This window comes from Streptomyces sp. NBC_00525 (genome assembly GCF_036346595.1).
Classification (GTDB): domain Bacteria; phylum Actinomycetota; class Actinomycetes; order Streptomycetales; family Streptomycetaceae; genus Streptomyces.
Genome location: NZ_CP107834.1, coordinates 4,146,349 through 4,167,541, shown reverse-complemented (window position 1 = coordinate 4,167,541; position 21,193 = coordinate 4,146,349). Strand labels below are relative to the sequence as shown.

Below are 21,193 nucleotides of genomic sequence, written 5' to 3'. Positions count from 1 at the left end.
GCGTCAGCCCGTCACGCGGTAGGAGACGCTGGCCTGTTGGTAGATCTCGGTGACCCGGTCGCGCTCGTCCTCCGGGCCGATGACCTGGAGGATGTGGTAGCGCCCGTCGACGAGCATCACGAGGTTGCGCACGTACACCTCGCGGCCGTTGGCGTCCTGCCAGGTGAACTGGCCCTCCGCCATGGTCTGTCGGCCGACGTCCGTACGGCGCAGCCCGCTCGCCGACGACCAGCTGGAGTCGCGGAACGGTTTCAGCTCCGGCTCCTTGTCCCGCTGGTAGTCGAGCGGATCGCTGCCGTTGGCCTTCGCGCTGTCCCGGCCGGGCACGATGAGCACGCTGAACCCGTCGCTGCCGTAGCGGATCTGACGCTCCGCGTTGGCCGGGCTGCGCTGCCAGCCGCGGGGCAGGCCGACCTCGAAGCCCTCGGCGTCCTTGCGGAGCGTGTAGCCGGGGGCGAGCGCGGCGGCGGACCGACTGGTCTGCGGCTTCTGCGCCCCCGAGGACTTGGCCGGTGACGGGTTCTTCGCGTCGGACGCGCTCGGCGCGGGGTCGGGCGTCGCGGAGGCCGGGGGCGTGGCGGCGGCCGTACCGGCGGGGGCGGCCCCGGACGTGCCGTCCTCGCCGTCCTTCGGCATGAACAGCACGGCGTACGCGATCGTCCCGACGAGCGCCAGCAGGATCAGCACGAGCAGCGTCCGGCCCAGCCTGCGCGGCTCACCGCCCTGGCGCAGCGCGCGCGGTTCGCGCGGGGCGCGGGGCGCGCGCGACGCCTTGATCCGGGGCTCGTGGTGGGTGACGGCCGTGCGGTCCAGGTCGTCCAGGTCGTCGCGGTGCCGGTTCCGCGCCGCGGCGGCGCGCCGGGCCCGCCGTCTGCGGACCAGCTCGCCGCGCCTGCGGACGACGGGCAGCCGCCCGTTGTCGTCGGCGGGAATCGTGACGACGTCGAGCCCGGCCTCCGGTTCGGGCGCCGAGCGGACGAGGGAGCGCAGCCAGCCGCTCAGCTCCTCGACGTCCGGCCGCTCGGTGGGGTCCTGACGGAGCAGCGACTCGACGACCGGGCGCAGCGGGCCGCACTCCTCGGCGAAGGCGGGCGGCTCGCCGCAGACCATCTGGACCAGTTCGGACGGGCTGTCCTCCGGGTAGGGCGCGTGCCCCTGCACGGCGCGGTAGAGCAGTGCGCCCAGCGCCCAGAGGTCGGTGGCGGGGCCGATGGGCGGGGCGAGCTGCCAGTTGCCGTGGACGGGTCCTGCCTGCTCGGGCGCCCAGCGCTCGGTGACCGCGCCGACGACGGCGATGCGCGCCTGGCGCGCCCGTTCGGCGGCGAGCGCGGTAACGGGGCCCCGGTAGCCGCCCTCGTCGTCCTCGTCGTCGTCCCAGCCGCCGGAGGAGGCGCGGCGGGGGGCCGGTGCCTCGTGGGCGTCCTCGTCGTAGGGGGCGTCGCCGTAGCCGTCCCGGCCGCGGGCCGGGGGCTCGGGGCGGGCGTAGGGGGCGACGGCACGGCGGGCGGCGTCGGCGCGCAGCGCGTCGTCGCGGGAGCCGCCCGCCGGTACGGGCCGGCCGGCGGCGGGGCCGTCGTCCCAGGTCCCGGTGAGGTGCAGCCGGCGCGGCGGCGGCCCGCCGTCGTCGTCCTCGTCGCCGTCGTCCTCGTCGTCGTAGCGGGCGTCGTAGGGCGGCAGCACGCTGTCGTACGGCGAGGGACCGTCGTACGGCGAAGGGCTGTCGTACGGCGAAGGGCTGTCGTACGGGTCTGGCGCGTCGGGGTCGCGGACCCAGCCGCCGGGCAGCTGCGGCAGTTCGGGCCGGGGGCGCGGCGGCGCGGCGGCGCCGTACTCGGCGTCCGGGCCGGGCGGGCGGGCGCCCCGGGGGCCGGGCGCCTCGTCCTCGTGGCCGCCGACCGGCCCGCCGGGCAGCGGCGCGGTGTCGGGCCCGTCGCGGTAGTCCCCGGCCGGGGGCCGCGGCAGCGCGCGGCGGTCCTGCTCACCGCTCTCGCGGTCCTCCTGGCCGAGGCGTGGGGCGGCCGCCGCACGGGTGCCCGCGCGGTACGCGGCGATCGCGCCGGCCCTCGCGCGCGCGGCCTCGTCGGCACCGGGCGCGGCCAGCCCGGCGGGTGGCACCGGCCGGGCCTCGTCCCCGTACGCACCGGACTCGATCGCACCGGAGCCGTACGCGCCGGACTCGTACGCACCGGAGCCGTGCGCGCCCGACTCGTACGGGCCGGACTCGATCGCGGCGGGGCCGCGGGAGGCGGGCAGCGGCCCGGTGCCGGGGCCGGGGCCGTCCGGCTCGTCGTCCTCGTCGTCGTCGCGCGGCACCGTGTCGTAGCCGCACAGCGCCTCCTCCGCCGCACCGGCGGCCAGGCCGGTCAGGACGACGCGGCCGTCGTCGCAGACGAGCACCGTGCGCACGGTGATGTTGCGGTGGATCCAGCCGTGCGCGTGCAGGACGCGGAGCGCGGTGAGCACGTCGGAGCCGATCTCGGCGGCCCGGTACGGGGTGAGCGGGCGCTCCGTGAGCAGCGCCGCCAGCGGGCGGGCGGCCACCAGCTCGCTCACTATCCAGAGCGAACCGGCCTCCGCGAACACGTCGAAGACCTGGTCGAGGCGCGGATGGTCGGGCACCCGCGCCGCCGACTGCGCGGCCTCGATGGCCCGCTGAACGGCCGGGTCCTGGGCCCCCCGCACCGGACGCCCGCCGCGCGGCGGAGGCACCGGCCCGCCGTCGCCCTCCACGAACTCGGCGTCCACCACCTCGGGCAGCGGCACCTGACGGACCAGCACCTCCTGCCCGCTGTAGGTGTCGAAGGCCCGTGTCTCGACGAGTTCGTACGCGTCGGACGAGGGCAGCGGAAGGCGGTAGCGGTCGGCGAGCACCCGACCCGCGTAGTCGTCCACGACGCCTCCCCAGAGCGCGCTGTCCCCCGGTCACGGAGACCAGCATGCGTTCGCCTGCCACTCGCACCCGAAGTGCGGCATACGTACGGCGACCGCACCGGCCCACTGCTCAGGGTACGTGCCCGCGTGTCTCCCCGCCGAACAGATGGCGCAACTGATGGACGGGTCCGGGTACGACACCCGGCCGGCCGTTACGATCTTCGACGTATCGACTGATATGACGAGTAGTCAAGGAGCAAGCATGTCCGCAGCAAAGCGTCTGACCGCCGTCGCCGGCACCCTCTCCCTCGCGGCCGGAGCGGCCCTGATCGGCGCGGCTCCCGCATCCGCCGGCACCACGGGCACGTGCTACACCGACCGTCCGTGCCTCCTGCTCTTCTACAACAGCGAGAACAAGGGCACACACCTCAAGATCTCGGCCAGCATCTCCAACCTGGCCGGGTACAGATACCCTTCCGGCTCCGCGGCGGGCAGCGGGCAGCTCGTCAAGAACAATGCCGCGTCGGCCCAGTTCCGGGCGGACAACAGCTTCTACCCGTCCTCCGGGACCGTGTTCTACAACAGCGGTTACGCCGGACCGTGCGACACCTTCCTCAGCAACGAACTGCAGTGGAAGATCGGCCCGAGGCTCATACGCACCTACAACGAGAACGCCTCGGTGAAGATCGTGGCGGGGTTCTGGGCGGACCACCCGTCCAACTGCTTCGAGTGGTGACGGGCACGCGTCCCCTGCCGAGGTGACCGGTGCCGGAGCCGCCCCGCGCCGCTCCGGCACCTTCGGCCACCCTGGGCTCCGACGATGCACGCCGGAAGACTGGATAGGAAGAAGAGTCTTGAGTCGCACGCTCACCGTCCCGGCCGCCGGCCTGGGCCTCCTGCTCGCACTGACCTGCGTAAGCGCCTGCGGCGGCACGTCCGCGCCCGCCCGCCCCGCCGCCGACGACCGTGCCCCGGCATCCGCACGTGCCGCGGAGTCCCCAGTCGCGAAGCCGGCCGACCTCGACTTCGCCGCGAAGCTCCCGCTGGCCAAGTACTCGGTGACGGCCGAGGAGAAGGCCGTCCTGAACAAAGCGGAGAGCAAGGTACGCAACTCCTGCCTCAAGGACTTCGGCGAGCCTCCGCTGCCCGTCCCCGACATCCCCCCTCCCGCCGCCCGCGACACCGGCGGCAATCGACGCTACGGCCTTCTCGACCCGGTGTCCGCACGGAAGTACGGGTACCAACTGCCACCCGAGCCGACGGCCGGCCCGGACGGGCTGCCACAGCCCAGCCCACAGCAGGCAGCCCTGCTCTCGGGCATCGACGCCGACGGGGAGAAGCTCACGGACTACCGGGGACGGCCCGTGCCGCCGGGTGGCTGTTCCGCGTACGCGAGAAGCAGGATCTACGCCGAGCACAAGGCGAACGCGGGACGTGAGGTGGCTCAGAGCATCGACATGGACGGCTACAAGAGCTCCTTGAAGGACCCGCGGGTCCTCTCTTCGTTCGCCGCGTGGTCCCGGTGCATGGATTCCCGGGGTTTCACCTACACGTCACCGCTCTCCGTGACCGACGATCCGCGATTCGCGGACGCCGATGTCGATGCGGAGGAACGCTCGGTGGCGACAGCGGACGTCGAGTGCAAACAGCGGGTCGGCCTTCCGGAGACGTGGCTGGCCGCCGAGTCCGCCGTGCAGAGGAAGATGATGAAGGACAAGCAGACCGAGCTCACTTCGCTGTCGACCAGCCGGCAGAAGATGCTCGCGGACGCCGCGGCCATACTCCGGAGCGCGGACTGAGGCAGCGCCGCCGGAGCGGGACGGGCTACCGTACCCGCCCGACCCCGGCGGCCACGTCATCGGACGCGTGTCACTTCTTCGGCTGAAACGTCCTGAAGAACGTGGCCAGCGCCTCGCGGGTCTCGGCGGAATCCCAGTCCCGTTCATTGGCCATGAACATGATCGCGTACCCCTGCCGGGGATCGACCACGAATCCACGGTCCACGGCATGGCGGGCCACGCCCTTCTCGGTGTACGTGAATTCCCAGTCCGCGGCCTTCCAGCCGCGGTAGTCGACCGCACCGATCTTGACGCGGTGGTAGCCGGACCGCCGCATCCCCAGCTCCTGCGCGGTCCAGTCGGCGACCGGCGAATCCTTGGGGGTCGAGGTCCAGCCGATCAGCAGCCGCTGCGCGTGCGGTCCGGTGAACCGGGCTCCCGCCCCGTCCGTAGTCCGGTACTTCCATCCACTCGGCAGGCCGATGGAGAAGCCCTGTTCGTGGTGGTATGGCGTGGAACGAGGGTGCTGGTTCTCCGTCTTGTCGCCCTTGTCCTCGCCCTTGTCCTCGCCCTTGTCCTCGCCCTCGTCCTTGCCGCTGCCGCCCTGCGGGGCCTCGGCGGACGTGGCGGAGCCGTCGCCCGACGCCTCGGCGGGGGCGGACGCGCCGGGGTTCTTCGCGCCCTTGTCGCCGGCGGGCTCGTCGCCGCCGCCGAGGGTGAGCGCCAGCACCGTGCCGAGGACGGCGAGCACGATGACGGCCGCGATGATCGCCAGGGTGCGACGCGGCACCACGTCCGTGAGCGAGGCGCGCGGCGGGGCGACCGGCGAGGAGGCCGGGCGCTGCGGGGGCACGGCCCCGGACGGCGTCACGGCTGCGGGGGCCGCGGCGGGCCGGGCCGGGACGGGCGGCGCCGCGACGGGCGCGGCCACGGGTGTGGCCCGTGCGCTCCGCGCGGAGCGCAGCGCGCCGCGCAGCCGGTCGCGGGTGCCGTCGCCGGCCTCGCCGGACGCCGCGCCGGCCTTGGGCAGCGCCATGACCCGGGTGGCGTCGGCGGGGGCCGGAACGGGGCGCTCCGGCTGCTCGAAGGAGCTGATCACGTCGTTGAGCAGGGCGCGCGCGCCCGCGTCGTCGAGCCGCTGCTGGGGGTCGCGGGCGAGCAGCCCGTAGATGACCTCCTCCAGCGGCCCGGCGTTCTTCGGCGGGTCCAGCGGCTCGGTCATCACGGCGGTCAGGGTCGCGATGGCGGAGCCCTTGTCGTACGGCGGGCAGCCCTCGACGCTCGCGTACAGCAGGCCGCCCAGCGACCAGAGGTCGGCGGGCGGGCCGGGCTTGTGGCCGCGCGCCCGCTCCGGCGAGATGTACGACGGGGCGCCGACGAGCATGCCGGTGGAGGTGACCGAGGGGTCGCCCTCGACCTGGGCGATGCCGAAGTCGGTGAGCACGACCCGGCCGTCCTCGGCGATCAGCACGTTGGACGGCTTCACATCGCGGTGCAGGATGCCCTCGCGGTGCGCGGAGCGCAGCACGTCGAGGAGGGCGAGGCCGATCTCGGCCGCCCGCTTGGGCGGCAGGACGCCGTCCTCGCGGATCGCCTCGGCCAGCGACTTGCCCTCGATCAGTTCCATCACGATCCACGGCCGGTCGTCCTCGTCGACCACGTCGTAGACGGTGACCGCGCCGTTGTTGCGGATGCGTGCGATCGCCTTGGCCTCGCGCAGCGTACGCGTGATGAGACGGCGCTTCTCGTCCTCGTCGATGGCCGAGGGGAACCGCAGTTCCTTGACCGCGACCGTGCGGCCCAGCGTCTCGTCGGCGGCACGCCAGACCGTGCCCATACCGCCCCGGCCGAGCACCTCCCCGAGCCGGTAGCGCCCCGCGAGGAGACGTCCACCCTTGTCCCCTTGGGGCTCCCGTGCCTGCTCCGCCTCCGACATGCGTCCCCTCTGCGATCAACCCGCCCTGGCAGAGCGTTCATTGTCCCTCACCCCGAGACCGCTCCCGGTGCCGGGTCCAAGCTCCGCCATGATGTCCCCGACGAAGGGACATGCCGTCATGCCGATGCCGAGGTCGCTGCTCGCCGCCCTGGTGGTGCTGGCCCTGTGCGGCCTCGGAACGGCGCGCGTGCCCAGCGAATCACACCTCACCCCCGCGGTGTCCTACCTCCCCCGGTTCACGGCGCGGGGCGGGGCCCCCGACGCGGCGCTGCTGGCCCACGATCCGGCGCGTTCGCCCCACGACACCTACCGTTCGACGGGGCCCGGCATCCGGTACGCGGACCGGTTCCGGGCGGGCAGTGTCACCAAGTCGTTCGTCGCCGCCGTCGTCCTCCAACTCGCCGGGGAGGGGCGGCTGCGGCTGACGGACCCGGTCGAGCGCTTCCTGCCGGGGCTGGTCCGGGGGCACGGCAACGACGGACGCCGCATCACCCTGCGCGCCCTGCTGGGCCACACCAGCGGCCTGTACGACTACACCGACGACGTCACCGCCCGCCCCCTCTCCGCCCTGGCGGCCGTCCGCACCGCGACGGCCCACCGGCCGGCGGCCGCGCCGGGCACCTACGCGTACTCCAACACCGACTACGCCCTGCTGGGTCTCGTCGTCGGCCGGGTCACCGGCCACGACTACGCGACGGAGATCCGCCGCCGCCTCATCGACCCCCTCCGCCTCACCGGCACCTCGCTCCCCGGCAGCCGCACCACCCTGCCCGCACCGCACGGCCGGGCCTACTCCCGCACGGGGGACGGCCGGCTCACCGACGTCACCGAGCTGGACCCCCGGATCGCCGGCGCCGCGGGCGAGCTGATCTCCACGCTCTTCGACCTCAACCGCTTCTACGCGGCGCTGCTGGGCGGCCGGCTGCTGAAACCGGCTCAACTGGCCGCCCTGCTGGACACCACCGCCACGCACGGGGTGTACGGCCTCGGCGTCTACCCCGAGCGGCTGTCCTGCGGGGTCACCGTCTGGGGCCACAACGGGCGCATCGCGGGCAGTTACGTCCGCACCGCCGCCACCCGCGACGGCCGCCACACCCTGACCTTCCGCGTGGACACGGACACCCTGACCGGGGCGGACGTCCTGGAATCCGGGCTGCTGGAAGCGGAGTTCTGCCGGGGCTGAGCGGCCGGCGGTGCCGCGATGGCCGGGCCCGGCCCCCGCAGCACCGCCGGCCCGTCACAGCGGCGCGATGTCGGGCGCCCCCAGCCGGGCCGCGTCGGCCGTCAGGTCGTCCGGCTGGCGCTGCGACTCGCGTTCGGCCTCCACCCGCTTCTCGTAATGCGCGACCTCCCGGTCGATCTGGCCGGCGTCCCAGCCCAGGACCGGCGCCATCAGCTCCGCGCAGAGCCGGGCGGAGCGGGTGCCCCGGTCGAAGGTCTCGATGGAGATCCGGGTGCGCCGGGTCAGCACGTCGTCCAGATGGCGGGCCCCCTCGTGGGAGGCGGCGTAGACGATCTCGGCCTTGAGGTAGTCGTCGGCGGCGGGCAGCGGCTCGCCCATGGCCGGGTCGGCGACGATCAGCTCCAGGATCTGTTCCGTCATGGAGCCGTACCGGTTGAGCAGATGCTCCACCCGGGCGACATGGAGGCCGGTGCGGGCGGCGGTCCTGGCCCGTGCGTTCCACAGGGCGCGGTAGCCCTCGGCGCCCAGCAGCGGCACGTCCTCGGTGACGCAGGCGGCGACGCGCTGGTCGAGGCCGTGCACCGCCTCGTCCACGGCGTCCTTGGCCATGACCCGGTACGTCGTGTACTTGCCACCGGCGACGACGACGAGGCCGGGGACCGGGTGGGCCACGGTGTGTTCGCGGGACAGCTTGCTGGTGGCGTCCGACTCACCGGCCAGCAGGGGCCGCAGGCCCGCGTACACGCCCTCGACGTCGTCCCTGGTCAGGGGCGTCGCCAGTACGGAGTTCACATGCTCCAGGAGGTAGTCGATGTCGGCGCTGGAGGCGGCCGGGTGCGTCTTGTCCAGGTCCCAGTCGGTGTCCGTGGTGCCGACGATCCAGTGCCGGCCCCAGGGGATGACGAAGAGCACGGACTTCTCGGTGCGCAGGATCAGGCCGGTGGAGGAGTGGATGCGGTCCTTGGGGACGACCAGGTGGATGCCCTTGGAGGCGCGGACGTGGAACTGGCCGCGCTCGCCGATGAGGGACTGGGTGTCGTCCGTCCAGACACCGGTGGCGTTGACCACCTGTTTGGCCCTGACCTCGTAGGTGCCGCCCGCCTCGGCGTCCTCCACGCGGGCGCCGACGACGCGTTCGCCCTCCCGGAGGAAGCCGGTCACGCTCGCCCGGTTCGCCACCCGCGCGCCGTACCCGGCGGCGGTGCGCACCAGCGTGGCCACGTAGCGGGCGTCGTCCATCTGGGCGTCGTAGTACTGCAGGGCGCCCACCAGGGCGTCCCGTTTCAGGGCCGGGGCGACCCGCAGGGCGCGGCGGCGGGAGAGATGGCGGTGCACCGGCAGGCCCCGGCCGTGCCCGGAGGAGACCGACATCGCGTCGTACAGCGCGACGCCGGAACCGGCGTACAGCCGCTCCCAGCCCTTGTGCTGCAAGGGGTAGAGGAAGGGCACCGGCTTCACCAGATGCGGGGCGAGCCGTTCGAGCAGCAGTCCGCGCTCCTTGAGCGCCTCCCGCACGAGGGCGAAGTCGAGCATCTCCAGATAGCGCAGCCCGCCGTGGATCAGCTTGCTCGACCTGCTCGATGTGCCCGACGCCCAGTCGCGGGCCTCGACCAGGCCGGTGGAGAGCCCTCGGGTGACCGCGTCCAGCGCCGTCCCGGCGCCGACCACGCCCGCCCCCACGACCAGCACGTCCAGTTCGCGCTCGGCCATGGCGGCGAGCGCCTCGGCGCGCTCCGCAGGTCCCAGTGTCGCTGTCCTCACTGCTGCCTCCCGGTGGATCGGGGTGGTCCGGCACGGAATACGGCCCCGATCGTTCGTTCGGCGCCCGTGCCCACAGGTCGATTCTGTCCGCGCCGCGCGACTTCAGCCACCGCCTGTGGACAACACCCGGACGACAACGGCCCGACAATGCGACATACAGGTCATATTTACGCCTAACCTGACATAGCGCTGTCCACAGCGGTTGCGCTTTCTGTCTTTTGGTCTTAAGGGAAGGACGGCCACCCACGTGCCTGCAGACCTCGCCGTCATCGGACTCGGTCACCTCGGCCTGCCCCTCGCCCAGGCCGCCGTCCACGCCGGAATCCAGACCATCGGCTACGACACCGACCCGCGCGCCTTCGCGGAGGTCGCGGCGGGGCGCGCCCCGGTCGAGGGATCACTGCCGGCGTCCGACGTCCGCCGCATGCTCTCCGGGGGCTTCCGGCCCACCACCGACCAGGCCGAGCTGGGCCGGGTCCGCACCGCCGTGATCTGCGCGCCGACGCCGCCCGGCCCCGACGGCGCCCTCGATCTGAGCGCCGTCGCCGACGCGGCCCGCGCCCTGGCCGTCCGGCTGCGCCCGCACACCACCGTGCTCCTGGAGTCGGCCGTGCCGCCCGGCACCACCGAGAACTTCCTGCTGCCGATCCTGGAGCAGGGCTCGGGGCTGCGCGGCGGACGCGACTTCCACCTCGCGCACTCCCCCGGCCGGCTCGACCCCGGCAACCGCACCCATGTCTACGCCAACACCCCCAAGGTCATCGGCGGCCTCACCCCCGCCTGCACCGAGTCGGCCGCCGCCTTCTACGGCCGGCTCACCGACAAGGTGGTCCGGGCGCGCGGCACCCGCGAGGCCGAGATGACGAAGGTCCTGGAGACCAACTTCCGGCATGTCAACATCGCCCTGGTCAACGAGATGGCGGTGCTTTGCCACGACCTGGGCGTCGACCTCTGGGACGTCATCCGGTGCGCCGAGACCAAGCCCTTCGGCTTCGAGCCCTTCCGGCCCGGCCCCGGCGTCGGCGGCCACGGCGCCGCGATGGACCCCGGCCGCGTCCCCGGCACCCCGCTGCGGATGGTCTCGCTGGCCCAGGAGATCAACGGCCGCATGCCCCAGTACGTGATCCAGCGCTGCGCCACCCTCCTCAACGAGCACGGCAAGGCCGTCCGGGGCGCCCGGATTCTCCTCCTCGGCGTCACCTACAAGCCCGACCTGGCCGACCAGGAGGCGTCCCCCGCCCGCGAGATCGCCAACCGGCTCCTGGACATGGGCGCCCAGATCCGCTTCCACGACCCGCACGTCCTGGACTGGCGGGTACGCGGGCGGTCGGTGCCGCGCGCCGACTCGCTCTACGAGGCGGCGGCCGGCGCGGACCTCACGGTGCTGCTCCAGCACCACCGTACGTACGACCTCCAGGGCCTCGCCGTGAAGGCGCAACTCCTCCTCGACACCCGTGGCGCGACCCCCGCCGGAGCCGCCCACCGGCTCTGATGACGGGCTGTCAGCCCAGTTCCCCCAAGGATTCCGGTGGGCCGATGTCGGAGCCTGCTGCTAGCCTGCGGCGTCACTCCTCGCACAGCAGTGCGTAGACGTCCCCAGGGGGAGAACCCAGCATGAGCCAGTCCGTACCACCGCCGAACCAGCCCTACGGCGGTCAGCCCCAGGGCGGCAATCCGTTCGCCGGCCAGCAGCCCGGCGCCCCCTTCGGCGCCCCGACCCCGTTCCCCCCGGCCCCGCCGGCCCGCGGCAACAACTTCGGGCTCGGTCTGGTGGCCGCCGTCGGGGCGGGTCTCGTCGGCGCGATCGTCTACGGCCTCATCCTCGGCAACTTCGAGCACCAGATCGGCTACCTCGCCGTCGGTGTCGGCTTCCTCGTCGGCTTCTGCGCGCGCAAGTCCGGCGGCGCCAACCCGGTCATGACCGTGGTCAGTGCCCTGCTGTCGGTCGGCGCCGTCTACCTCGGCCAGCTCCTGGGCATCGCGGTCGTCTTCTCGGACATGGTCGACCAGTCGGTGACCAGCGTCTTCTTCGACCACTTCGACGTGCTCACCAAGGCGTGGAACGAGGGGGCCGACGGCAAGACGTACCTCTTCCTGGCGCTCGGCGCGCTGGGCGCGGTCGGCGGCGCGCGCAAGGGCTCGTAACCCCGGAACGCCGAAGGGCCCGGACCGCTTGTCGCGGTCCGGGCCCTTCCGGGTGTACGGGGGGTCAGCGGCGGTGCTGGGAGTCGGCGACCGTCACCTCGACGCGCTGGAACTCCTTCAGCTCGCTGTAGCCCGTCGTGGCCATCGCGCGGCGCAGGGCGCCGAAGATGTTCATCGCGCCGTCCGGGGTGTGCGCGGGGCCGGTGAGGACCTCCTCCGTGGTGCCGACCGTGCCGAGGTCCACCAGCTTGCCGCGCGGCACGTCCTCGTGGACGGCCTCCATGCCCCAGTGCCGGCCGCGGCCCGGCGCGTCCGTGGCGCGGGCCAGCGGGGAGCCCATCATCACGGCGTCAGCGCCGCAGGCGATCGCCTTCGGCAGGTCGCCGGACCAGCCGACGCCGCCGTCCGCGATGACGTGCACGTACCGGCCGCCGGACTCGTCCATGTAGTCGCGGCGGGCACCGGCCACGTCGGCGACGGCGGTCGCCATCGGGACCTGGATGCCGAACACGTTGCGCGTGGTGTGCGCGGCGCCGCCGCCGAAGCCGACGAGGACACCGGCCGCGCCGGTCCGCATCAGGTGCAGGGCGGCGGTGTACGTGGCGCAGCCGCCGACGATCACCGGCACGTCCAGCTCGTAGATGAACTGCTTGAGGTTCAGCGGCTCGGCCGCGCCCGAGACGTGCTCGGCGGAGACCGTGGTGCCCCGGATGACGAAGATGTCCACGCCGGCGTCCACGACGGCCTTGGAGAACTGGGCGGTGCGCTGCGGGGAGAGCGCGGCGGCGGTGACGACGCCGGAGTCGCGGACCTCCTTGATGCGCTGCCCGATCAGGTCGGCCTGGATGGGCGCGGCGTAGATCTCCTGGAGGCGGCGGGTCGCGGTCGCGGCCGGCATCTCGGCGATCTCGTCGAGCAGCGGCTGCGGGTCCTCGTAGCGCGTCCACAGCCCTTCGAGGTTGAGCACGCCGAGACCGCCCAGCTCACCGATGCGGATGGCGTGCTGCGGGGACACCACCGAGTCCATCGGGGCGGCCAGGAACGGCAGCTCGAAGCGGTAGGCGTCGATCTGCCAGGCGATCGAGACCTCCTTCGGGTCGCGGGTGCGGCGGCTCGGGACGACGGCGATGTCGTCGAATGCGTATGCCCGGCGGCCGCGCTTGCCGCGCCCGATCTCGATCTCAGTCACGATGATGTGGCCTTTCCCTCTGCGTCTGCGCTGTCCAGTATCCCCGACACGCCAAGGAGGGGCGGCTCCGGGAACCCCGGACCGCCCCTCACCTGTGCTGTCGCGTTACTTCCTGCTGTAGTTCGGTGCTTCGACCGTCATCTGGATGTCGTGCGGGTGGCTCTCCTTGAGGCCCGCCGAGGTGATCCGGACGAAGCGGCCCTTGCTCTCCATCTCGCTCACCGTCGCGGCGCCCACGTAGCCCATGGTCTGGCGCAGACCGCCCACCAGCTGGTGCAGCACGTTGGCGAGGGGGCCGCGGTACGGGACCTGGCCCTCGATGCCCTCGGGGACGAGCTTGTCGTCGGAGGCCACCTCGGCCTGGAAGTACCGGTCCTTGGAGTAGGAGCGGCCCTGGCCGCGGGACTGCATCGCGCCCAGCGAACCCATGCCGCGGTACGACTTGAACTGCTTGCCGTTGATGAAGAGCAGCTCGCCCGGCGACTCCTCGCAGCCCGCCAGGAGCGAGCCCAGCATCACGCTGTCGGCGCCGGCGGCGAGCGCCTTGCCGATGTCGCCGGAGTACTGGAGGCCGCCGTCGCCGATGACCGGGACGCCCGCCGCGCGGGCGGCCAGCGCCGCCTCGTAGATCGCGGTGACCTGGGGGACGCCGATGCCGGCGACCACGCGGGTGGTGCAGATGGAGCCGGGGCCGACGCCGACCTTGACGCCGTCCACGCCGGCGTCGATCAGGGCCTGCGCGCCGTCGCGGGTGGCGACGTTGCCGCCGATCACGTCGATGCCGACGGCCGACTTGATCTTGGACATCCAGTTCAGGGCGTTGCTGTTGTGGCCGTGCGAGGTGTCCACGATCAGGAAGTCCACACCGGCCTCGGCCAGCGCCTGGGCGCGGTCGAGCGCCTCCGGGCTGGCGCCCACGGCCGCGCCGACGAGCAGCCGGCCGTCCGCGTCCTTGGCGGCGTTGGGGTACTGCTCGGCCTTCTTGAAGTCCTTGACGGTGATGAGGCCCTTGAGCAGGCCCGCCTCGTCCACCAGGGGGAGCTTCTCGATCTTGTGGCGGCGCAGCAGCTCCATGGCGTCCACGCCGGAGATGCCGACCCGGCCGGTGACCAGCGGCATCGGGGTCATGACCTCGCGCACCTGGCGCGAGCGGTCCGACTCGAAGGCCATGTCGCGGTTGGTGACGATGCCGAGCAGCTTGCCCGCCTGGTCGGTGACCGGGACGCCGCTGATGCGGAACTTGGCGCAGAGGGCGTCGGCGTCGCCGAGCGTGGCGTCCGGGCCGACCGTGATCGGGTCGGTGACCATGCCGGACTCGGAGCGCTTGACGAGGTCGACCTGGTTGACCTGGTCCTCGACCGAGAGGTTGCGGTGGAGCACGCCGACGCCGCCCTGCCGGGCCATGGCGATGGCCATGCGGGCTTCCGTCACCTTGTCCATGGCGGCGGAGAGCAGCGGGATGTTCACCCGTACGTTGCGCGAGATGAGCGTCGAGGTGTCGACCGCGTTGGGCAGCACTTCCGATGCGCCCGGCAGCAGCAGCACGTCGTCGTATGTCAGCCCGAGCGTCGCGAATTTCTCGGGCACTCCGTCGACGTTTGCAGTCATGACACCTTCCCCAAATGGCCTTGATCGGTGCGGATGTCCATGCTAACGGCCTCGGGAGGCGTCTCATTCCACGAGCAAGATCACCCGCGGTTTCTGTAGCTTCCTACGGCAGCGCCCGGCTCACTGCTCCGCGAGGGCGCGCAGCCTGCTCAGGGCCCGGTGCTGGGCGACCCGGACGGCGCCCGGCGACATGCCGAGCATCTGCCCGGTCTCCTCGGCGGTCAGCCCCACGGCGACGCGCAGCACGAGCAGTTCGCGCTGGTTCTCCGGGAGGTTGGCCAGGAGCTTCTTGGCCCAGGCCGCGTCGCTGCTGAGCAGCGCCCGCTCCTCGGGCCCCAGGGAGTCGTCGGGCCGTTCCGGCATCTCGTCGGAGGGCACGGCGGTCGATCCCGGATGGCGCATCGCGGCGCGCTGGAGATCGGCCACCTTGTGCCCGGCGATGGCGAAGACGAAGGCCTCGAAGGGCCTGCCGGTGTCCTTGTAGCGTGGCAGCGCCATGAGCACGGCGACGCAGACCTCCTGGGCGAGGTCCTCGACGAAGTGACGGGCATCACCGGGGAGCCGGCTGAGCCGGGACCGGCAGTAGCGCAGGGCGAGTGGGTGGACGTGGGCCAGCAGATCGTGGGTGGCCTGCGCGTCGCCCTCGACGGCTCGGTGCACCAGGGCACCGATCACCGTCGTTCCGTCGTCGCGCATCGAACCATGGTGCCCCGGCCCCTTGTCGTCCGTGGCACCGCCTCCGTAGTTGTGCACCGAAGCGTTATGAGCGGGTGCGCCGGAAGTCATGTCCTGCGCCCTCCCCTTCCGCGCGACCGAATCGTTCCCGAGGAACTCCACGTCTCAAGGATGCGGCATCGGCCGGGAAGCGTCACATACCGCCGGATCGGCGGGGTACGGCTCGCGCCGCACCCCCCGCCCAGGGGCCGCCGGGCCCCTGGGCGTGTCGTCAGCGGACCAGGCCCCAGCGGAAGCCGAGGGCCACCGCGTGCGCCCGGTCCGACGCGCCGAGCTTCTTGAAGAGCCGCCGTGCGTGTGTCTTCACCGTGTCCTCGGAGAGGAAGAGCTCACGGCCGATCTCCGCGTTGGAGCGGCCGTGGCTCATCCCTTCGAGAACCTGGATCTCGCGGGCGGTGAGCGTCGGCGCCGCACCCATCTCGGCCGACCGCAGCCGGCGCGGGGCGAGCCGCCAGGTCGGGTCGGCCAGCGCCTGGGTGACGGTCGCGCGCAGCTCGGCCCGCGAGGCGTCCTTGTGGAGATAGCCGCGGGCGCCGGCGGCGACCGCGAGCGCGACGCCGTCCAGGTCCTCGGCGACGGTCAGCATGATGATCCGGGCGCCGGGATCGGCGGAAAGCAGCCGCCTGACCGTCTCCACCCCCCCGAGTCCGGGCATGCGTACGTCCATGAGAATCAGATCCGAACGGTCGGCGCCCCAGCGGCGGAGGACTTCCTCGCCGTTGGCGGCCGTCGTCACACGCTCGACGCCGGGCACGGTCGCGACCGCGCGACGGAGCGCTTCTCGGGCAAGCGGGGAGTCGTCGCAGACGAGGACGGAAGTCATGACCGCCCTCCGCAGCTGATGCGCGTCACCTTGAGCCTCCAGGCTGTTACAAGTCGTCACCTGTGCGGTTGACGCTCTCGGACACCTGCCCGATCGCTCTTTCTGTCAACCGCCTCCGCACGTTCAACGACGGTCACTCGAAAGAGTTACGGGTGGGAAGAGCGGGTTCGGCACTCTACGTGAGGAAGCGCTCACGGAGCAGAGCGCCACGGGTCGTCCAGCCGTCAACCGAAATTTTGGCGTAGCGAGTGCCCCATTTAGCGGGATTTCTTCCCTTTTGGTGGTGTCTGTGGCTAGATTCGCAATCAGTCATATTTACATCTACTAGCACCGTAGATGTACGGTCTTGTACGCGGTCATCGACTCATCACGGTTTCGAGGGGACAAGCAATGGCCGATTTCTCCCGCCTTCCCGGACCCAACGCCGATCTGTGGGACTGGCAGCTGCTCGCGGCCTGCCGCGGGGTCGACAGCTCGCTCTTCTTCCACCCCGAGGGGGAACGCGGCGCCGCCCGCAGCGCCCGCGAGACCTCCGCGAAGGAGGTGTGCATGCGCTGCCCGGTACGCGCCGAGTGCGCGGCCCACGCCCTGGCCGTCCGCGAGCCCTACGGAGTGTGGGGCGGCCTGACCGAGGACGAGCGCGAGGAGCTGATGGGGCGCGCCCGCAACCGGCTCATCACGGCGGCGGCCCCCGCCTCCCCGCACGGGCACGACTGACGGCCTACGCCGCCGCACCACAGCACAGAAACGTTTCTTCAGACGCCCGCCCCGCCCTCGCGACGGGAGCCTGCGCGCCCCTCAGCGCGCGGCCGCCAGGGCGAGCCGGTCCAGGGTGGCCGCCACGGCCGGCACCCGCGCCAGGTCGGGCAGGGTCAGCGCCACGATCTCGCGCTCGATGGCCGGCTCCACCGTGACGGTCACGGCGCCCCGCGGCCGTACCGACTCGATCGCCAGCGCCGGCAGCACCGCCACGCCCAGGCCCGCGCCGACCAGGCCGATCACCGCCGGGTAGTCGTCGGTGGCGAAGTCGATGCGCGGCGTGAACCCGGACTCCTCGCACACCTCCACCAGCTGCCTGCGGCACCGGGGGCACCCGGCGATCCAGGACTCGCCGGCGAGTTCGGAGATGCCCACGGCGTCCCGGCCCGCCAGCGCGTGCCCCTCCGGGACGAGCCCGGTCAGCCGGTCCGTGAGCAGCGGGCGCACCACGAGGTCGTCCCACTCGGCGCCCGGCTCGCCGTAGCGGAAGGCGAGCGCGATGTCGCAGTCGCCGGCGCGCAGCATCTCCACGGACCGGGGCGGTTCGGCCTCCACCAGCGAGACGCGGGTGCCGGGGTGCGCGGCCCTGAGCGCGGCGAGGGCGCCGGGCACCAGCGAGGAACTGCCGCTGGGGAACGAGACCAGGCGGACCCGGCCGGCCCGCAGCCCGGCGATCGCGGCGACCTCCTCCTCGGCGGCGGTGAGCCCGGCCAGGATGCCGGAGGCGTGCCGCACGAGCGCCTCGCCCGCCTCGGTCAGTCGCATCTCGCGGCCGGTGCGGATGAGCAGGGTGGTCCCGGCGGAGGACTCCAGGGCCTTCATCTGCTGGCTGACGGCGGGCTGGGTGCAGCCGAGTTCGCGGGCGGCGGCGGAGAAGGAGCCGGTGGCGGACACGGCGCGCAGGACGCGGAGGTGGCGGGCTTCGATCACCCTTTGAGCATAAGCGTCGCTTGGGGCATCCGCGAGTTATTCGCAAGCGACTTTGGGTGGGCCTTGGGTAGCGTTCCGGTATGACCGCGATGACTGTGCTGACCGTGAACGCGGGGCGTCCCGCTCCGGTCTCCTACACCGATGCGCCGGGTGGCCGGACGGGGATCGACAAGCGGCCCGTCGACGGGCCGGTCCGGGTCGCCGACCCGGGTCCGAAGGGCGAGGGCGGCAGCGGTCTCGCCGGGGACGCGGTGTGCGACCTGCGCCATCACGGCGGCTCCGACCAGGCCGTCTACGTCTTCGCGCGCGAGGACCTGGACAACTGGGAGCGGGAGCTTGGCCGGCCGCTGCCCAACGGCTCGTTCGGCGAGAACCTGACCACGGCCGGGCTGGCGGTGAGCACCGCGCTGATCGGGGAGCGCTGGCGGATCGGCGACGGCCTGGTCCTGGAGGTGACCAGTGGCCGGATTCCGTGCCGTACGTTCGCCGGTCATCTGGGCGAGGAGCGCTGGGTCAAGCGGTTCACCCGCGCGGCGGCGCCGGGGGCGTACCTCCGGGTCGTCGCGCCGGGCACCGTGCGGGCGGGCGACCCGGTCGAGATCGTGTACCGGCCGGACCACGAGGTGACGGTGGAGCTGCAGTTCAGGGCGGTGACGACGCGGCGCGACCTGCTGCCGCTGCTGCTGCCGGCCGGGGCCGCCCTGCACCCCGAGTCGCTGCGCAGGGCGCGCGCGTACGAGGCGCGGCTCCCCGCCTCGTGACGAGCTCCCGACGCGGGGGCTCGGGGGCCGGGAGCGGCCGGGTCCGGGAGCGGCGCCGGGGGCGGGGGACGGCCGGATTCCGATGCTCTACCGTGCCGCGTATGACGACTGCACTGATCACGGGCGCGACGGCGGGCATCGGTGCCGCCTTCGCCCGGCGGCTCGCCGCCGACGGGTACGACCTGGTCCTGGTGGCACGGGACGCGGACCGGCTGCGCGAGCAGGCGACCGAACTGCACGACCGGCACGGCATCGAGGCGGAGGTGCTGCGGGCGGACCTGTCCGAGGACAAGGGCATCGGCGCGGTCGAGAAACGTCTCGGCGACCGCAGACGGCCGGTCGATCTCCTGGTGAACAACGCCGGGTTCGGCAACAGGGGCCGCTATCTGGAGGTCCCGATGGCCGACGAGCTGGCCATGCTGAAGGTGCACTGCGAGGCGGTGCTGCGGCTGACCTCCGCCGCCGCGCCCGCCATGCGCGAGCGCGGCAGGGGCGGCATCGTCAACGTGGCCTCGGTCGCCGCGTTCCTGCCGCGCGGCACCTACGGGGCGTCCAAGGCGTGGGTGGTGCAGTTCAGCCAGGGCGCGGCGAAGGACCTGGCCGGGTCGGGCGTGCGGCTGATGGCGCTGTGTCCGGGCTTCGTGCGTACGGAGTTCCACCAGCGGGCCGGGATGGGCACGGACAACATCCCCGGCTGGATGTGGCTCGACGCGGACAAGCTGGTGAGCACGGCGCTCGCCGACCTGGCGCGCGGGAAGACGGTGTCGATCCCGGACCCGCGCTACAAGGCCCTGATGGGCGCCGCGAAGCTGGCACCGCGCGGCCTGCTGGGCGGGATCAGCTCGCGTACGGGCCGCAAGTACGGCCCGCAGTAGACCGGGACGGGCGCGAGGTGTCCCGGCGCGGTCCGCTCAGGACTCCGCCGGGACACGCAGGACGGCGGTCGTGCCGTCGTGCCAGGTCACCCGGATCTCGTCGGGGCCCTGGACGCGCACGTCCGCGAGGGCGGTGACGGGGTCCGGGTCCGGCTCCCCGGTGAGCGAGGCCAGGGCCACGAACAGGGACCGCTCCCCGGTGGTGACGCCGTCCACCGCGAGGAGTCCGGAGGTCTCGCCGAACATCGTGGACCCGCCGGGGAGCCGGTGCGCGGCGCCGCCGTAGCCGTGCACCGGGTGGAGCTGGGCGGTGAGCGCCGGGTCGTTGGTGGCCCAGCCGGTCTGGCGTACGGGGGTGCCCTCGGGCGCGCCGGTGACCAGGTGCGCGCGGACCTCGGCGCGGCCGTGGGCGAGGGTGGCGGAGACGACCCGGACGCCGGGGTGCGGGGTGTGCGCGGAGACGGCGGCGCCGGGTCCCGCGGTGCGGGGTTCGGCGGTGCGGCGGGTGGTGGGCCCGCCGTCGAGGAGCAGCGCGAAGTGGTTGTCGCGTACGGCGCCGTGGGTGGGGCCGGTGCGGGTGGAGTACGCGAAGCGGGCGTAGCCGGGGTCCTCGTCGTCGCCCACGTGGTTCGAGCCGTGGTTGTGGAGGCGGACCAGGCCGTCCGCGGCGGTGGACTGGAGCAGCATGCCGGTCGGGCCGAGGAGGGTCACGGCGTCCTCCCGCTCGACGGGCAGCGGCTCCTCGGGGGCCGTCCAGACGGGGTGGTCCGCGGGCATCAGCAGTCCGAGGAAGCCCTTGGACGCCCAGTACGGGGAGGCGGGCCCGGAGTAGCTCTGGAGCAGGGGCTCGTAGGGACCGTGCCAGCCGAGGGTGAGCAGGCCGTTCGCGTCGGTGGCGCCCCGGTCCAGGAAGTGGCCGAGGGTGGCGGAGGCGAGGCGGCGGGTGGCGCCGGGGGCGAGCGGGGTGTGGCCGGTCAGCGCGCCGAGCCAGGGGGCGGCGGCCGCGGCGAACCGGTAGGTGAGGGAGCGGCCGAACGGCATGGGCGCGCCGTCCGCGCCGAACATGCGGGTGTAGTCGGCGAGATGGCGGTGCAGCCGGGGGCCGTAGCGGTCCAGGAGGTCGCGGTCGCCGGCAAGGTGGGCGTGCAGGACGGGGTAGAGGTGCATCGCCCAGGCGTTGTAGTGGTCGAAGGAGCGGTTGGGGCCGTCGCTGTACCAGCCGTCGCCCGAGTACCAGTCCTCGATCCGTGCCAGGGCGCGGTCGATGGTGTGCCGGGCCCGGTCGGTCTCGATGCCGGCGTCCTGGAGGAAGCCGGCGACGGTGAGGCCGAAGAGCCACCAGTTGTTGTTCACGGGGGACGGGCCGAGGGCGGGCAGCAGCCACCCCGCGACGCGCTGCCGGGTGGTGTCGTCGAGGCTGTCCCAGAGCCAGGGGCGGGTGAGGCGCAGCCCGAGGGCTATGGAGGCGGACTCCACGACGGCCTGGCGGGTGCCGGCCATGTCCGGCCAGGCGTCCGGGCCGCCGGCCGGGGCGCAGGTGCCGGCGGCGAGTCCTTGGGCGTAGCGGTCGAGGTGGCCGTGCGGGTCGTCGCCGCGGGCCCCGGCGACGCGCAGGGCGGCGAGGAGCCAGGTGCGGGCGTAGCCTTCGAGGCCGTCCGACGCGGGTCCGGACCAGCTGGGGCGGGGTCCCGGGAGGTCGATGCGGCCGTGCCGGGGCGAGGCGTAGGGGCGTACCGCGCACAGCAGTTGGTCGGCCGTCCGCTCCCAGTCGGCACGGGTGCGGGCCGGGTACGGGGTCGTCTTGGGCATGATGCTCCCCTGGAGGCGGACTTCGGCGTC

The 21,193-nt window shown here is 73.1% G+C and carries 17 protein-coding genes; 8 read left to right on the top strand and 9 right to left on the bottom strand.

The features are described 5' to 3' along the window. Window positions 1–3: 3 nt before the first annotated feature. Complete coding sequence (locus OG710_RS18725) at window positions 4–2,892, bottom strand: protein kinase (protein ID WP_330240345.1); 2,889 nt, start codon at window positions 2,890–2,892, stop codon at window positions 4–6. Window positions 2,893–3,133: 241 nt separating this feature from the next. Between OG710_RS18725 and OG710_RS18720 the strand changes: the two genes are divergently transcribed. Both OG710_RS18720 and OG710_RS18715 read left to right on the top strand, forming a co-directional pair. Continuing rightward, window positions 3,134–3,607: a hypothetical protein gene (locus OG710_RS18720; protein ID WP_330240344.1), complete on the top strand. Its 474-nt coding sequence runs from the start codon at window positions 3,134–3,136 to the stop codon at window positions 3,605–3,607. 22 nt (window positions 3,608–3,629) lie between these two features. Beyond that, a complete protein-coding gene (locus OG710_RS18715; protein WP_330240343.1) occupies window positions 3,630–4,670 on the top strand; it encodes a hypothetical protein in 1,041 nt (346 codons plus the stop codon). Between the two features lie 70 nt (window positions 4,671–4,740). Here the strand turns inward: OG710_RS18715 and OG710_RS18710 are convergent, their stop codons facing one another. Next, a complete protein-coding gene (locus tag OG710_RS18710) occupies window positions 4,741–6,585 on the bottom strand; it encodes a serine/threonine-protein kinase (RefSeq protein WP_330240342.1) in 1,845 nt (614 codons plus the stop codon). Between the two features lie 118 nt (window positions 6,586–6,703). Here OG710_RS18710 and OG710_RS18705 point away from each other — a divergent pair, with 118 nt between their 5' ends. Continuing rightward, window positions 6,704–7,768: a serine hydrolase domain-containing protein gene (locus tag OG710_RS18705; protein ID WP_330240341.1), complete on the top strand. Its 1,065-nt coding sequence runs from the start codon at window positions 6,704–6,706 to the stop codon at window positions 7,766–7,768. Window positions 7,769–7,822: 54 nt separating this feature from the next. Here OG710_RS18705 and OG710_RS18700 read toward each other — a convergent pair whose 3' ends face one another. Beyond that, window positions 7,823–9,529, bottom strand: a complete 1,707-nt coding sequence (locus tag OG710_RS18700) for a glycerol-3-phosphate dehydrogenase/oxidase (protein ID WP_330240340.1) — start codon at window positions 9,527–9,529, stop codon at window positions 7,823–7,825. A 247-nt stretch (window positions 9,530–9,776) separates the two neighbouring features. On the opposite strand from OG710_RS18700, the gene OG710_RS18695 reads away from it, so the two are divergent. After that, window positions 9,777–11,021, top strand: coding sequence for a nucleotide sugar dehydrogenase (locus OG710_RS18695; protein ID WP_330240339.1), 1,245 nt, complete (start codon window positions 9,777–9,779; stop codon window positions 11,019–11,021). A gap of 122 nt (window positions 11,022–11,143) precedes the next feature. Next, on the top strand, window positions 11,144–11,674 hold the full coding sequence (locus tag OG710_RS18690) for a hypothetical protein (protein WP_111337614.1): 531 nt from the start codon (window positions 11,144–11,146) through the stop codon (window positions 11,672–11,674). A gap of 64 nt (window positions 11,675–11,738) precedes the next feature. Here the strand turns inward: OG710_RS18690 and OG710_RS18685 are convergent, their stop codons facing one another. The 4 genes from OG710_RS18685 to OG710_RS18670 all read right to left on the bottom strand — a co-directional run bounded on the left by OG710_RS18685 (window position 11,739) and on the right by OG710_RS18670 (window position 16,029). Next, entirely contained in the window at window positions 11,739–12,863 is a 1,125-nt protein-coding gene (locus tag OG710_RS18685) for a GuaB3 family IMP dehydrogenase-related protein (RefSeq protein ID WP_111337612.1), read from the bottom strand. 105 nt (window positions 12,864–12,968) lie between these two features. Then, the gene (gene guaB / locus OG710_RS18680) at window positions 12,969–14,471 is read right to left on the bottom strand and encodes an IMP dehydrogenase (protein WP_330240338.1); all 1,503 of its coding nucleotides are present in this window, start codon (window positions 14,469–14,471) and stop codon (window positions 12,969–12,971) included. 120 nt (window positions 14,472–14,591) lie between these two features. Continuing rightward, window positions 14,592–15,167, bottom strand: a complete 576-nt coding sequence (locus tag OG710_RS18675; protein WP_111339481.1) for a sigma-70 family RNA polymerase sigma factor — start codon at window positions 15,165–15,167, stop codon at window positions 14,592–14,594. Window positions 15,168–15,417: 250 nt separating this feature from the next. Next, window positions 15,418–16,029, bottom strand: a complete 612-nt coding sequence (locus tag OG710_RS18670) for a response regulator transcription factor (protein WP_003948568.1) — start codon at window positions 16,027–16,029, stop codon at window positions 15,418–15,420. A 390-nt stretch (window positions 16,030–16,419) separates the two neighbouring features. Between OG710_RS18670 and OG710_RS18665 the strand changes: the two genes are divergently transcribed. After that, window positions 16,420–16,746, top strand: coding sequence for a WhiB family transcriptional regulator (locus OG710_RS18665; protein WP_111337608.1), 327 nt, complete (start codon window positions 16,420–16,422; stop codon window positions 16,744–16,746). 81 nt (window positions 16,747–16,827) lie between these two features. Here the strand turns inward: OG710_RS18665 and OG710_RS18660 are convergent, their stop codons facing one another. Beyond that, window positions 16,828–17,718, bottom strand: a complete 891-nt coding sequence (locus OG710_RS18660) for a LysR family transcriptional regulator (RefSeq protein ID WP_330240337.1) — start codon at window positions 17,716–17,718, stop codon at window positions 16,828–16,830. 89 nt (window positions 17,719–17,807) lie between these two features. Between OG710_RS18660 and OG710_RS18655 the strand changes: the two genes are divergently transcribed. Together OG710_RS18655 and OG710_RS18650 are read left to right on the top strand one after the other, a co-directional pair. Continuing rightward, complete coding sequence (locus OG710_RS18655) at window positions 17,808–18,479, top strand: MOSC domain-containing protein (RefSeq protein WP_330242287.1); 672 nt, start codon at window positions 17,808–17,810, stop codon at window positions 18,477–18,479. A gap of 101 nt (window positions 18,480–18,580) precedes the next feature. Then, the gene (locus OG710_RS18650) at window positions 18,581–19,354 is read left to right on the top strand and encodes an SDR family NAD(P)-dependent oxidoreductase (protein ID WP_330240336.1); all 774 of its coding nucleotides are present in this window, start codon (window positions 18,581–18,583) and stop codon (window positions 19,352–19,354) included. Window positions 19,355–19,390: 36 nt separating this feature from the next. Here the strand turns inward: OG710_RS18650 and OG710_RS18645 are convergent, their stop codons facing one another. Continuing rightward, the gene (locus OG710_RS18645; protein ID WP_330240335.1) at window positions 19,391–21,163 is read right to left on the bottom strand and encodes a DUF2264 domain-containing protein; all 1,773 of its coding nucleotides are present in this window, start codon (window positions 21,161–21,163) and stop codon (window positions 19,391–19,393) included. Window positions 21,164–21,193 lie beyond the last annotated feature (30 nt).

Excerpts from the sequence above, each read along its gene's own strand:
- OG710_RS18675 (WP_111339481.1), bottom strand. The coding sequence starts at position 15,167 with ATGCGCGACGACGGAACGACGGTGATCGGTGCCCTGGTGCACCGAGCC.
- guaB (WP_330240338.1), bottom strand. The coding sequence starts at position 14,471 with ATGACTGCAAACGTCGACGGAGTGCCCGAGAAATTCGCGACGCTCGGG.
- OG710_RS18645 (WP_330240335.1), bottom strand. The coding sequence starts at position 21,163 with ATGCCCAAGACGACCCCGTACCCGGCCCGCACCCGTGCCGACTGGGAG.
- OG710_RS18710 (WP_330240342.1), bottom strand. The coding sequence starts at position 6,585 with ATGTCGGAGGCGGAGCAGGCACGGGAGCCCCAAGGGGACAAGGGTGGA.
- OG710_RS18720 (WP_330240344.1), top strand. The coding sequence starts at position 3,134 with ATGTCCGCAGCAAAGCGTCTGACCGCCGTCGCCGGCACCCTCTCCCTC.
- OG710_RS18705 (WP_330240341.1), top strand. The coding sequence starts at position 6,704 with ATGCCGATGCCGAGGTCGCTGCTCGCCGCCCTGGTGGTGCTGGCCCTG.
- OG710_RS18690 (WP_111337614.1), top strand. The coding sequence starts at position 11,144 with ATGAGCCAGTCCGTACCACCGCCGAACCAGCCCTACGGCGGTCAGCCC.
- OG710_RS18670 (WP_003948568.1), bottom strand. The coding sequence starts at position 16,029 with ATGACTTCCGTCCTCGTCTGCGACGACTCCCCGCTTGCCCGAGAAGCG.
- OG710_RS18655 (WP_330242287.1), top strand. The coding sequence starts at position 17,808 with ATGACTGTGCTGACCGTGAACGCGGGGCGTCCCGCTCCGGTCTCCTAC.
- OG710_RS18665 (WP_111337608.1), top strand. The coding sequence starts at position 16,420 with ATGGCCGATTTCTCCCGCCTTCCCGGACCCAACGCCGATCTGTGGGAC.
- OG710_RS18650 (WP_330240336.1), top strand. The coding sequence starts at position 18,581 with ATGACGACTGCACTGATCACGGGCGCGACGGCGGGCATCGGTGCCGCC.